The sequence below is a fragment of the Aliihoeflea sp. 40Bstr573 genome, assembly GCF_024105655.1.
Lineage (GTDB): Bacteria > Pseudomonadota > Alphaproteobacteria > Rhizobiales > Rhizobiaceae > Aliihoeflea.
Window position 1 is genome coordinate 64,397 of record NZ_JAAAMH010000003.1, and the last position, 13,489, is coordinate 77,885.

At 64.6% G+C, this 13,489-nt stretch carries 8 protein-coding genes and 1 tRNA gene; 6 read left to right on the plus strand and 3 right to left on the minus strand.

Features of this window, described 5'->3' with window-relative positions; translation table 11 throughout:
• The first annotated feature begins 14 nt into the window (after positions 1-14).
• Both gltB and GTK01_RS05505 read left to right on the plus strand, forming a co-directional pair.
• A complete protein-coding gene (gene gltB, locus GTK01_RS05500) occupies positions 15-4,691 on the plus strand; it encodes a glutamate synthase large subunit (protein WP_252925060.1) in 4,677 nt (1,558 codons plus the stop codon).
• 63 nt (positions 4,692-4,754) lie between these two features.
• Positions 4,755-6,212, plus strand: a complete 1,458-nt coding sequence (locus tag GTK01_RS05505) for a glutamate synthase subunit beta (protein ID WP_252924863.1) — start codon at positions 4,755-4,757, stop codon at positions 6,210-6,212.
• A 69-nt stretch (positions 6,213-6,281) separates the two neighbouring features.
• Here the strand turns inward: GTK01_RS05505 and hisN are convergent, their stop codons facing one another.
• A complete protein-coding gene (gene hisN, locus GTK01_RS05510; RefSeq protein ID WP_252925061.1) occupies positions 6,282-7,055 on the minus strand; it encodes a histidinol-phosphatase in 774 nt (257 codons plus the stop codon).
• A gap of 163 nt (positions 7,056-7,218) precedes the next feature.
• Positions 7,219-8,106 (minus strand): N-formylglutamate amidohydrolase, encoded by an 888-nt coding sequence (locus tag GTK01_RS05515; RefSeq protein ID WP_252924864.1) that lies wholly within the window; start codon positions 8,104-8,106, stop codon positions 7,219-7,221.
• 187 nt (positions 8,107-8,293) lie between these two features.
• On the opposite strand from GTK01_RS05515, the gene cpdR reads away from it, so the two are divergent.
• Positions 8,294-8,656, plus strand: a complete 363-nt coding sequence (gene cpdR / locus GTK01_RS05520) for a cell cycle two-component system response regulator CpdR (RefSeq protein ID WP_024587861.1) — start codon at positions 8,294-8,296, stop codon at positions 8,654-8,656.
• 95 nt (positions 8,657-8,751) lie between these two features.
• Positions 8,752-8,826: transfer RNA gene (locus tag GTK01_RS05525), tRNA-Val, on the plus strand.
• 198 nt (positions 8,827-9,024) lie between these two features.
• Here GTK01_RS05525 and GTK01_RS05530 read toward each other — a convergent pair.
• Positions 9,025-9,504 (minus strand): MarR family winged helix-turn-helix transcriptional regulator, encoded by a 480-nt coding sequence (locus GTK01_RS05530; RefSeq protein ID WP_252924865.1) that lies wholly within the window; start codon positions 9,502-9,504, stop codon positions 9,025-9,027.
• 118 nt (positions 9,505-9,622) lie between these two features.
• Between GTK01_RS05530 and GTK01_RS05535 the strand changes: the two genes are divergently transcribed.
• Both GTK01_RS05535 and GTK01_RS05540 read left to right on the plus strand, forming a co-directional pair.
• On the plus strand, positions 9,623-11,695 hold the full coding sequence (locus GTK01_RS05535) for a hydantoinase/oxoprolinase family protein (RefSeq protein WP_252924866.1): 2,073 nt from the start codon (positions 9,623-9,625) through the stop codon (positions 11,693-11,695).
• A 12-nt stretch (positions 11,696-11,707) separates the two neighbouring features.
• Positions 11,708-13,468, plus strand: a complete 1,761-nt coding sequence (locus GTK01_RS05540; protein WP_252924867.1) for a hydantoinase B/oxoprolinase family protein — start codon at positions 11,708-11,710, stop codon at positions 13,466-13,468.
• Positions 13,469-13,489: the final 21 nt, after the last annotated feature.

Here is a 13,489-nt window from a genome sequence, read left to right on the forward strand (position 1 = left end):
TGACGCCCGCATCGATGCAGGCCGCCCACGCGACAGCGACTATCCGCAAGGCCGGTCTTCCGCAAGCGCAGGGTCTTTACGATCCGCGCAACGAGCACGATGCGTGCGGTGTCGGCTTCGTTGCCAACATGAAGGGCGTGAAGTCGCATCAGATTGTCAAGGACGGGCTGTTCATGCTCGAGAACCTGACGCATCGCGGCGCCGTCGGCGCCGATCCGCTGGTCGGCGACGGCGCAGGCGTGCTGGTGCAGATTCCCGACCGCTTCTTCCGCGAGGAGATGGCCGCGCAGGGCATCGATCTGCCGCCACCCGGCCAATATGGCGTGGGCCATTGGTTCATGCCGCAGGATGCGGATCTGCGCGCGCATGTCGACGAGATCATCGCCGACTCCGCACAGTCCGAAGGGCTGCCGCTGATCGGTTTCCGCGACGTTCCCGTCGACAATTCGTCGCTGTCGAAGGCGCCCGAGATCGTCGCCGCAGAGCCGCATCACCGCCAGGTCTTCATCGGCCGCCCGGCCGACATCGACGACGACGAGGAATACGAAGCGCGGCTCTATCTCCTGCGCAAGGTCATTTCAGGCCGCATCTATGCCGAGCACCAGAACAAGGACATCGGCGCCTATTGCGTCTCGCTGTCCGCGCGCACCATCGTCTACAAGGGCATGTTCCTGGCCTATCAGGTCGGCGCCTACTACAAGGATCTGACCGATCCGCGTTTCGAGACGGCACTGGTCCTCGTTCACCAGCGCTTTTCGACCAACACCTTCCCGTCCTGGAAGCTCGCGCATCCTTACCGCATGGTCGCCCACAATGGCGAGATCAACACGGTGCGCGGCAACAACAACTGGATGGCGGCGCGGCAGGCCTCGGTCGATTCCGAGCTCTTCGGCAACAACATCTCCAAGCTGTGGCCGATTTCCTATGAGGGGCAGTCGGACACGGCCTGCTTCGACAATGCGCTCGAATTCCTGTTCCAGGGCGGCTACTCGCTCGCGCACGCCATGATGATGCTGATCCCGGAAGCCTGGGCCGGCAACAAGCTGATGAGCGACGAGCGCCGCGCGTTCTACGAATATCACGCTGCGCTGATGGAGCCGTGGGACGGGCCGGCCGCTGTCGTCTTTACCGACGGGCGCCAGATCGGCGCGACGCTCGACCGCAACGGCCTGCGCCCCGCGCGTTACATCGTCACCGACGACGACCGCGTCATCATGGCGTCGGAAGCGGGCGTGCTGCCGGTTCCTGAGGAAAACATCGTCACCAAGTGGCGGCTGCAGCCCGGCCGCATGCTGCTGATCGATCTCGAAGAGGGCCGCATCGTCTCCGACGACGAGATCAAGGCCGAGATCGCCTCGCAGCACCCCTATACGCAGTGGCTGAAGAACACGCAGCTCATCCTCGAGGAATTGAAGCCGGTCGAGCCGCGCGCGCTTCGCAAGGACGTGTCGCTCCTCGATCGCCAGCAGGCTTTCGGCTACACGCAGGAAGACACGCGCATCTTGATGTCGCCGATGGCGACGATCGGCCAGGAAGCCGTCGGCTCGATGGGCACCGATACGCCGATCTCGGCGATGTCGGACAAGTCGAAGCTGCTCTACACCTATTTCAAGCAGAACTTCGCCCAGGTGACGAACCCGCCGATCGATCCGATCCGCGAGGAACTCGTCATGAGCCTCGTCTCCTTCATCGGCCCGCGCCCGAACATCTTCGACCTCGTCGGTTCCTCGCGCCGCAAGCGGCTCGAGGTGCGTCAGCCGATCCTGACGAACGGCGACCTGGAAAAGATCCGCTCGATCGGCCACACAGAGGACCGCTTCGACACCAAGACGATCGATATCACCTATCCTGCCGTCGAAGGCGCGGCAGGCATGCAGGGCGCGGTCGATCGCCTGTGCGACCGGGCGGAGGCAGCGGTCGTCGGCGGGTACAACATCATCATTCTGTCTGATCGCCAGGTCGGGCCGGACCGCATCGCCATCCCCGCGCTGCTCGCGACGGCCGCCGTCCATCATCATCTGATCCGCAAGGGCCTGCGCACCGCCGCCGGCCTGGTCGTCGAATCCGGCGAGCCGCGCGAAGTGCACCACTTCGCCTGCCTTGCCGGCTACGGCGCCGAGGCGATCAACCCCTATCTCGCCTTCGATACGCTGACGGAGATGCACCGCCGGGGCGATTTCCCGCCGGAGGTCGACGCGCAGGAGGTCGTCTATCGCTACATCAAGTCGATCGGCAAGGGCATCCTCAAGGTCATGTCCAAGATGGGCATCTCGACCTACCAGTCCTATTGCGGCGCGCAGATCTTCGACGCGATCGGCCTGAACTCAGCCTTCGTCGACCGGTATTTCTCAGGCACGGCGACGACCATCGAAGGCGTCGGGCTGGAAGAAGTCGCAAGCGAGACGGTCAGCCGCCACGAATCTGCCTTTGGCGAGGACCCGGTCCTGCGCAATGCGCTCGAAGTCGGCGGCGAATACATCTACCGCGTGCGCGGCGAGGCGCATGTCTGGTCGCCGGACGCGGTCGCAACGCTGCAGCATTCGGTGCGTCTCAACTCGTGGGAGACGTTCAAGCAATATTCCGCGCAAATCGACAGCCATACTGCCGAGGCCAAGTCGATCCGCGGCCTGTTCAAGATCCGTACTGCCGAAGAGAGTGGCCGGGCGCCTGTGCCGCTCGACGAAGTCGAGCCCGCAGTCGAACTCGTCAAGCGGTTCTCGACCGGCGCGATGTCGTTCGGTTCGATCAGCCGCGAGGCGCATTCGACACTCGCCGTGGCGATGAACCGGATCGGCGGCAAGTCGAACACGGGCGAGGGCGGCGAAGAGCCGGACCGCTACTTCCCGCTGCCGGACGGATCGCGCAATCCCGAGCGCTCCGCCATCAAGCAGGTCGCCTCCGGCCGCTTCGGCGTGACGGCGGAGTACCTGGTCAACTCCGACATGATGCAGATCAAGGTCGCGCAGGGGGCAAAGCCCGGCGAGGGCGGCCAGTTGCCCGGCCACAAGGTCGACGCGACCATCGCCAAGGTGCGGCATTCCACACAAGGTGTGGGTCTCATCTCGCCGCCGCCGCATCACGACATCTATTCGATCGAGGATCTGGCGCAGCTCATCTACGACCTGAAGAACGTCAATCCGGCCGCCGACGTTTCGGTGAAGCTCGTTTCGGAAGTCGGCGTCGGCACGGTCGCGGCGGGCGTCGCCAAGGCGCGCGCGGACCACATCACCATTTCCGGCTATGACGGCGGGACGGGCGCTTCGCCGCTGACCTCGATCAAGCATGCGGGCAGCCCCTGGGAGATGGGCCTTGCCGAGACGCACCAGACGCTGGTGCTGAACGGCCTGCGTTCGCGCGTTGCACTGCAGGTCGATGGCGGGCTACGCACAGGCCGCGACGTCATCGTGGGCGCGCTTCTTGGTGCCGACGAGTTCGGCTTCTCGACCGCGCCGCTGATCGCTGCCGGCTGCATCATGATGCGCAAGTGCCACCTCAACACCTGCCCGGTGGGCGTCGCCACGCAGGACCCGGTGCTGCGCAAGCGCTTCAAGGGCACGCCCGAACACGTCATCAACTTCTTCTTCTTCATCGCCGAGGAAGTGCGCCAGCTTCTGGCCGAGATGGGCTACCGCAGGATCGACGAGATCATCGGCCAGTCCGAGCTCCTGGCCAAGGACGAGGCGTTCGCGCACTGGAAGTCGAAGGGCCTCGACTTCTCCAAGATGTTCTACAAGCCCGACGCGCCCAAGGAAGCGACCTACTGGACCGAGCGCCAGACGCATCCGATCGACGACGTGCTCGACCGAAAGCTGATCGCCGAGGCGGCACCCGCTCTCGAGGCGCGCCAGAAGGTCGAGATCGCTGCCGACATCCGCAACGTTGACCGCTCCACCGGCGCGATGCTGTCGGGCGAGGTCGCCAAGCGCTTCGGCCACAAGGGCCTTCGCGAGGACACGATCTCCGTCACGCTGACCGGCACGGCGGGCCAGTCCTTCGGCGCCTTCCTTGCGAAGGGTGTGACATTCACGCTCGTCGGCGACGGCAACGATTATGTCGGCAAGGGGCTTTCGGGCGGAAAGATCGTCATCCGCCCGCCGGACAATGCACGCATCACGCCTGAAAACTCGATCATCGTCGGCAACACCGTTCTCTACGGCGCGATCGAGGGCGAGTGCTATTTCCGCGGCGTCGCGGGCGAGCGCTTCGCAGTGCGCAATTCCGGCGCCATCGCGGTCGTCGAGGGCGTCGGCGACCATGGCTGCGAATACATGACCGGCGGCGTCGTCGTCGTGCTCGGCCAGACGGGCCGCAACTTCGCGGCTGGCATGTCGGGCGGCATCGCCTATGTTCTGGACGAGGCCGGCGACTTCGCCGAGCGCTGCAACATGGCCATGGTCGAGCTTGAGCCGGTGCCGGAGGAAGACGAACTCCTCGAGCGTCTCCATCACCATGGCGGCGACATCGACCACAAGGGCCGCGTCGACGTCCAGGCCGACATGACGAGCCACGACGAGGAGCGCCTCTACCAGCTCATCCGCAACCACGTCGAGTACACGGGCTCCGATCGCGGCCAGACCATCCTGGACAACTGGGCCAACTACCGCCCGAGATTCCGCAAGGTCATGCCGGTCGAATACAAGCGCGCGCTGATCGAAATGGAACGCATGCGCATGGGCGTGGCGGCCGAATAGCCGCCTCCCTCCACCCTTGATCGCATTTCGGAGCCTCACGGCTCGCAGACGATTGGACTGACTATGGGCAAGGTAACAGGCTTTCTCGAGATCGACCGGCAGGTTCACAAGTACCAGCCGGCGTCGGACCGCATCCGCCATTTCCGGGAGTTCACGCTTCCGATGTCGGAACCGGAGGTCGAGAAACAGGCCGCGCGCTGCATGGATTGCGGCATCCCCTTTTGTCACGGGCCGACGGGTTGTCCTGTCCACAACCAGATCCCGGACTGGAACGACCTCGTCTACGCCAAGGACTGGGAAGGGGCGATCCGCAACCTGCACTCGACCAACAATTTCCCCGAGTGGACAGGACGCATCTGCCCCGCGCCTTGCGAGGAGGCATGCACGCTGAACCTCGAGGACATTCCCGTCGCCATCAAGACGATCGAGCAGGCGATTGCCGACAAGGCCTATGAAAAGGGCCTGATCCGCCCGCAGCCGGCCTCTCACAAGACCGGAAAGCGCGTCGCGATCATCGGCTCCGGCCCGGCCGGCATGTCGGCGGCGCAACAGCTCGGCCGCGCCGGCCACGACGTTCACGTCTTCGAGCGCGAATCGAAGCCCGGCGGGCTGATGCGCTACGGCATTCCCGATTTCAAGATCGAGAAGAAGTATATCGACGCGCGCGTCGAGCAGATGCAGGGCGAGGGCGTCACCTTCCATTGCGGCGTCGACATCGGCACCGACAAGACGCTCGACGAGTTGGCAGCCGAGTTCGACGCCGTGCTCTACTGCGGCGGCTCGGAAAATCCGCGCCCGGCAGGCATTCCCGGCCGCGAGTTCCAGGGCGTCCATGATGCGATGCCCTATCTCGTCCAGCAGAACCGGCGTGTCGGCGGCGAGGACATCCAGTCGCGCGCATGGGCCGCGGCTCCAATCCTGGCGGGCGGCAAGCATGTCGTCGTCGTCGGCGGCGGCGACACCGCGTCGGACTGCGTCGGCACGTCCTTCCGGCAAGGCGCGGTGCGCGTCACCCAGCTCGACATCCGCCCGCAGCCGCCGGAAAAGGAAGACAAGCTGACCGTCTGGCCCTATTGGGCAACGAAGATGCGGACCTCGTCGTCGCAGGCCGAAGGCGCCGATCGCGAGTTCCAGGTCGCGACGCTCGAATTCGTCGGCGACGAGGACGGCAATCTCACCGGCGTCAAGTGCTGCGAGGTGGACGAAAAGCGCAAGCCGATCGAGGGAACCGAATTCGTCATCAAGGCCGACCTCGCCTTTATCGCGATTGGCTTTGCCGGCCCGCTGGTGGGTGGCCTGCCCGACCAGCTCGGCGAGCGCCTTGCCACCGTCACCGACAAGCGCGGCTCGCGCAATGTCACGGCGAACGACCGGGACTACAGGAGCAACATCGACAAGCTCTATATCGCTGGCGATGTGCGCCGCGGCCAGTCGCTCGTCGTCTGGGCGATCCGCGAAGGCCGTCAGGCCGCACACGCCATCGACAAGGACCTGATGGGAACGACGGTTCTGCCGCGGTAGATGCGGTTCGCAGGCTACGCTGAGCAGGGATAAGGGGTGGGGGTTCCTTCGGCAAAAGACCTTTCGGCCTTACCCGTTCAGCACATCGAGCGCCGCCGCATGCAATTGCGGCGTCGCTGCTGCCACCACGAACCCGCCTGATTCCGCCGGTCCGCCCTCGCGTGACGTGATCATGCCGCCCGCCGCCTCGATGATCGGGATCAGCGCGACAATGTCGTAGGCCTGCAACCCTGTCTCGACCACAATGTCGACCTGGCCGGCCGCCAGCATGCAATAGGCATAGCAGTCGGTGCCGTAGCGCGCGAGTTGCACCGCCATCTCGAGCTGGTCGTAACTGGTGCGCGCGTCGTCCAGAAACAGGGATGGCGTCGTGGTGCAAAGCGTTGCGTGGCGCAGATCGGTCGTTGCCCGCACGCGCAGGTTCCGCGGTCCGCCCGGTCCTTCATAAAGAGCCTTGCCGCCGGTCGCGTAGAAGAGTTCGCCGGTAAAGGGCTGGCTCATCATGCCGGCGATGGCCTTGCCGTGCTCAAGAAGGCCCACCAGCGTGCCCCATAGCGGCAGGCCCGAAATAAAGGCCCGGGTTCCGTCGATTGGGTCGATCACCCAGCAATGCCGGTTCGGCAAATTCTCTGGGCCGAACTCCTCGCCCAGGATGCCATGATCCGGAAAATCGGCCTTGATCAGCCGCCGGATGGCACGCTCGGCCTCGCGGTCGGCCTCGGTAACGGGGTCGAAGCCGCCCTCAAGCTTGTTCGCCACATCGTGCGGCCGGCGAAAGCGCGGCAGCGTTTCTTTTGCGGCTTCGGCAGCCAGACTGCGCAGAAAATCGGGGGTCACGTCCATCAAAAGGCTCCGCTGGATCTGCCCGCGCAATAGGCATTTCTGAGACTGCTTGACAATTGTGCGCTGCAGCATAATCTTGGGTTCGACGGGTCCGCCCGTCGATGCCCTCCTTGGGCGTTTCCTCCCTAGACTTGGACCGCTCGCAAGGGCGGTCTTTTTTTGCCTATTCGGCCGCGACAGGCAGTTCGCCAGGCGCGCCAAAGTGGTCGATCAGGCAGGCGGCAAGTTCATTCAGGTCGCGTCGAAGCTGGTCGTAGCCGGCATTGGGGACCAACTTTTCCTCGTCCATGTAAAGGCTGCGGTTGATCTCGACCTGCAGCGCGTGGATGCCGCGCGCCGGCCGCCCGTAGTGCTCGGTAATGAACCCGCCGGCATAGGGCTTGTTGTGGGCCACCATGTAGCCGCGGCTTGCCAGATGCCCGATCGCCGCCTCGGACAGGTCCGACCGGCACGACATGCCGAAGCGGTCGCCGATGATGAAATCGGGGCGGATGCGCGTCTCGGGCAGGCGGATCGTCGCCGGCATCGAGTGGCAATCGATCAGGACGGCGATGCCGAATGCCTTGTGCGTCGCGCCTATCAGCCGGCGCAGTTGGTCGTGATAGGGCTTGTAGATGCGCTCGATGCGGCCGACCGCTTCTTCCAACGGCAGCTTGGCGGCGTAGATTTCCTGCCCTTCGCCGACGAGGCGGGGAACGGTGCCGAGCCCGCCCGCAACGCGCGCCGAGCGCGTGTTGGCGAAGGGCGGCAGGGGGGCGGTGAACATGCGCGGGTCGAGTTCCCACGGCTCGCGGTTTACGTCCAGATAGGCGCGCGGGAAGTTCGCCTTCAGGAATGGCGCGCCGAGCGCCGTAACGCCTGCGAACAGATCGTCGACGAAACAGTCCTCGGACCTGCGGATCGCATGCGGATCGAGCCGGGCCATGTCGAGGAAGCGCTGCGGATAGACGGCGCCGCTATGCGGCGAATTGAAGACGAAGGGAACCGTCTGCCGCTGCGGCCGCGCGACCTCGAAGGGCGCGGAAAGGGAGAAATCTGGATGTTCGCTCATTGACCCCTTTTTCGCGCTCGCGCCTTTCCACTCCCCATTGATGTGCCACCGTGCCCCGCGCCTGTCCAGCCACCGCCTTCACCCGCAAACGCGCCATTCACTTGATGTTTACCATGCCGAAGGCATATACGATGGGAGGGCGAATCGGCTTTTGTGCTGGTTCGAAAACAGGGTTCCGGACGCTCAGATGGCAAGAATTCTTCTCGCGGAAGACGATGAGGACATGCGTCGTTTCCTCGTCAAGGCGCTGGAACGCGCCGGCTATGACGTGATCGACTACGACAATGGCGCGAGTGCCTATGAGCGCCTGCGTGAGGAGCCGTTTTCCCTGCTCCTGACCGACATCGTCATGCCCGAGATGGACGGCATCGAGCTTGCGCGCCGCGCGACCGAGATCGACCCGGACCTCAAGGTGATGTTCATCACCGGCTTTGCCGCCGTCGCATTGAACCCCGATTCCAAGGCCCCGAAGGACGCCAAGGTTCTGTCCAAGCCCTTCCATCTGCGCGATCTCGTCAACGAGGTCGAAAAGATGCTGCAGGCTGCCTGAACGCGCTTGCGTAGCGTCACTGGCGTGGCGCAATTTTGCCGCGCCAAGACTATTGACGATGGCCGGGCATCTATGGTGTATGCGCCTCGTCGGATGGGCGTGTAGCTCAGCGGGAGAGCACTACGTTGACATCGTAGGGGTCACAGGTTCAATCCCTGTCACGCCCACCATCCGAACCTCCTGAAATCGTTCAATTCTTCCATATGGTCGACAGTCCGCCATTGCTGCGCAATGTCTGGCTACTGCCGAGCTGTGAATCCGTTCGCAACGGTCAGAGAACAGGCGGCTGCATCATCCACGCCATCACGAGTGGTCGACGCTGGGGGGATGAGGGCGGCTCGATCAGGCCGCCTCGGCATTCAGCGCGCCTATCGGCGCGCCACTTCGGATTCCAGAAGGTTCGGACCGGTAGCGATCTTGCGGGCGAGGTGGAAGAAGGTCTGGCGTTCTTCAGGGCTGAGCGGCGTCAGCCATTCCTCCTGCCGGCGACGTGAAAAATCGATCATGTCGGCAAGGAGGGCGCGCCCGGCGTCGGTGGCATAAAGGCGCTTCTCACGCCCGTCCGCGTCCGAGGTTTCCTGAGTGATAAGGCCGCGTGCCTGCAGAAGGGATACCGCGCGGCTGATAGTGTTTTGGGGGCGGGGAAAGAGCTGCCTGATCTCCTTTGCACGCAGCCCCGGAAAAAGATCGATCGCATAAAGGGCCGACCAGGCGTGCACCGGCATGCGGTACTTGTCCTCGATGTAGCGGTTTGTGACCTGATTGTTGCCCAGCACGATGTAGCTGACGACCATCAGTTCCTTGAGCTCCCCCGCAAAAATCCTGTCGAGCAGGTTTTCGTCCGTCATCGTCTCCTCCGCAGCTCCCTTTTCATACATTTCTTCACACGCTTAAATCCATATGGATGCATCTTGCCAAATTGATCCATATGGAACAATGTTGGCGAAGTTCAGCGAGGAGTTACAGATGATCGCTCTGGGTGTCGATGTCGGCGGGACGTTCACGGACCTGATCCTGACGGATCTTTCCACAGGCAAGGTGACCATCCACAAGACTCCCTCGACGCCGCACAATCCGGCCGAGGGCGTTGTAAATGGTGTAACCGGCATATGCGAACTGGCCGGGGTCGAACCCTCCGCCGTCGAGGCCATTTTCCACGGGACCACGGTCGGCACCAATGCCATGCTCGTCCATGACGGCGCGGTGACGGGCATGATCACCAATGAGGGCTTTCGCGACGTCCTGCACATCGGCCGCCATCAGCGCCCGCAGCACTACTCGATCATGCAGGATCTGCCCTGGCAAAGCCGCCCGCTGATCCGCCGCCGCTACAGGAAGACGGTCGCCGGACGCCTCGATGCGCAGGGTCATGAACTCATCGCGCTTGACGAGGCAGCGGTGGCCGAGGCTGCCCGCGGGCTCGTTGCCGAAGGGGTCGAAGCGATCCTGATCGGTTTCCTCTTCTCCTATGTCAATCCGGTGCACGAGCGCCGCGCGGCCGAGATCGTGCGCGAGATCGCCCCGGATGTCTTTGTGACGACCTCGGCCGAGGTCTCGCCGCAGTTTCGCGAGTTCGAGCGTTTCACGACGGCGGCGATGTCGGCTTTCATCGGCCCCAAGGTGCGTCGCTACATCTCGCAGCTGAGCGGGGAACTGCGCGCCATGGGCGTGACCGGTGAATTGCGCGTCATGACCTCCAGCGGCGGCCTTGCCACGCCCGAAATGATCGCCGAGCGGCCGGCCACGACGCTTCTTTCGGGTCTTGTAGCCGGTGTTCGCGGCGGCGCCTGGGTGGGATCGCACGCGGGGACCGACCGCCTCGTCACGCTCGACATCGGCGGCACCAGCGCCGACATCGGCATCATCCGCGACGGGCGCCTCGCCGAGGCCGATGCGCGCAGTGCCAGCATTGCGGGTTTCCCGGTAATGCTGCCCATGATCGACATTCACACGATCGGCGCGGGCGGCGGCTCGATCGCCCATCTGGATCGCGGCAAGGCGTTCCGCGTCGGCCCGCAAAGTGCGGGCGCGGTGCCCGGTCCCGCCGCCTATCGGCGCGGCGGAACGGTTCCGACCGTGACCGACGCCAATCTCGTGCTCGGCCGTCTGGTAGCGGACAATTTCCTGGGCGGGCAGATGTCGCTCGATGCCGAGGCCTCGGCCCGCGTCATTGGCGAACTGGCCGAAGCGCTGGGGCGCACGCCCGAGGCGACGGCCGAGGGCGCGCTGACCGTTCTCAATAGCAACATGGCCAACGCGATCCGCTCGCGCACCGTTCAAAAGGGCATCGACCCGCGCGACTTCACCCTGTGCGGCTTTGGCGGTGCGGGCCCGCTTCACGCGGCCGAGGTGGCGGCGATGCTCGGCATGAATAACGTGCTGATCCCGCCCCATCCTGGCATCACGTCCGCCGTGGGCCTGCTGACGGCTGATCTGGAATATCACGCGCTGCGCACGGCCTTTGCCGTGACGGGGGCAATCGACCTTCAGCGGCTGCAGTCCCTCTTCGACGACATGGAGACCGAACTTTCGGCGATCTTTGCGCGCGACAAGGTGCCCGCCGAACGGGTGCGCATGCTTCGTCAGGCCGATCTTCGCTATGTCGGTCAGGGCTACGAGCTCAAGATCGACGTGCCGGACGGCCCGATCACCGAGGCCAGCCTGCAGGAGGTTTGGGAGGCCTTCCACGAGCGCCATCGCGCCGAATATGGCCATGCCTTCAAGGCGAGCCCGATCGAGATCGTCACGGTCAAGGTGCGCGGGCTGGGCATGGTGGACAAGCTTGCCGAGCCGCCGGTCCACAAGGGCGCGGATGCGCCGCGCAAGGTTGGCAGCGGGCGCTGCGTGTTTCGGGTGGACGACGAGTTGCGCACCTTCGACACGCCGCACATCGAGCGGATCTCGCTGCCGGCGGACGAGAAATTCTCTGGGCCTGCGATCCTGCTCCAGACCGACACGACGACGGTCGTCCCGCCCGGCTGGACCTATTGGTCCGACACTTACGGAAATGTGCGCATGACGCGCGACACCAAGGCTTGAACGGGGGCAACCATGAAGACACGCGTCGATCCATTCCTGGCAGCCGTCATCCATGGCGCTCTCGAGAACATCGCCATCGAAATGGGCCACAAGCTCATGCGCATGAGCTATTCCAGCATCATCCGCGAAAGCGAGGACTTCGGTGCCGCGCTGACCGATGCCACTGGACGTCAGCTGTGCGAATGCACCATGAGCACCCCGCTTCAGTCCGGCCCGATCCCGGGCTACATCGCCGGCATCCTGCGCGAGCTTGAGGCGCGCGGCGACACCGTCAATCCGGGCGATGTGTTCATGCACAACGACCCTTATGGCGGCGCCTCTCACGGGCCCGATGTCGGCTTTGTCGTACCGATCTTCCACGAGGGCGCGCTGGCGGGCTTTTCCGTCACCACCGCCCACCATCTCGACATCGGCGCGCTGACGCCGGGCAGCTGCGGCATCGTAGATGCGGTCGATACCTATGCCGAGGGCCTGCAGTTCAAGGCGATCAGGGTCTATGAGGGTGGCCGGCGGGTCGAGCCGGTCTGGCAGATCCTGCGTTCCAACATCCGCATTCCCGATCTCGTGGTGGGCGACATGGAGGCCCAGGTCGCCGCGGCGCGCATCGGAGCGGAGCGCTATGGCGCGCTGCTCGCCCAATACAGCCTCGACACGGTGACCGGGGCCTACGAAGACCTTCTCGATTATTCCGAGCAGCTGATGCGCGATGCCATCTCGCGCATTCCCGACGGGCGCTACAATGCGCGCACCTTCATCGACGGCTATCTCGACAGCCCCGACCCGAGCCTGAAGGAACTGCCGATCGAGGTGACCTTGACGGTCACAGGCTCCGACATTCATGTCGACCTGACCGGCACCGCGCCGCAAACGCCAAACAAGCCCATCAACATGCCGCTCGTCGGCACGGTGGACTGCGCGGTGTGGCTGACGCTGCGCTCGATCCTGCTCGACAGCGAGCTTTACGGCCCGATCCCGCAAAACAGCGGCCTGACGCGCCCCATCACCATCTTCGCGCCGGAAGGCTGCCTTGCCAATCCGATCTTCCCAGCGCCTGTTATCGCACGCTTCTGCCCTGGCAACGCGGTCGCCGACACGGTCATGAAGGCGATTGCCCCGGCCGTTCCGCGCCAGGTCAGCGCGGGCATCGGCAATCTGCGCGTCATGGCCTTTAGCGGCGTGGCGAATGGTGCACCCTGGGTGCACATGGAGATCATGGAAGGCGCCTATGGCGGGCGTTACGGCAAGGACGGCATGGACGCCGTCGACACGCTCTACGCCAACACCCGCAACAACCCGATCGAGGACATCGAATCGCACCTGCCGCTGCGCGTGCTCAATTACGAGCTGCGCGAGAATGTGGCCGGCGCGGGCGCCTCGCGCGGCGGCATCGGCTCGATCCGCTCCTTCGAGCTCCTGCAGGACGGCGCGGTCTCGATCGAGGGCGATGGCCAGCGCTTCGACCCCTGGGGTTTCCTGGACGGGGCAGACGGCTCGCCGGCGCGCATTGAGCTGATCAAGGCGGCCGGCGGCACCGAGGACCTGCCGTCCAAGCTGCCTTACCGCCACCTCTTGCGCGGCGACCGCATCACCGCTCACGGGCCTTGCGGGGGCGGCTATGGCAATCCGTTCGAGCGCGACCCGCAGGCCGTGCTGGAAGACGTGCTCGATGAGCTCATCGATATCGAAACCGCCCGCGCAAGCTATGGCGTGGCGATCGAAGGCGGACGTGTGGACCCTGAAGGAACCAGGGCCCTGCGCGCGTCCGTGAACTAGGGGAACTGTGCCGTCTAAGAG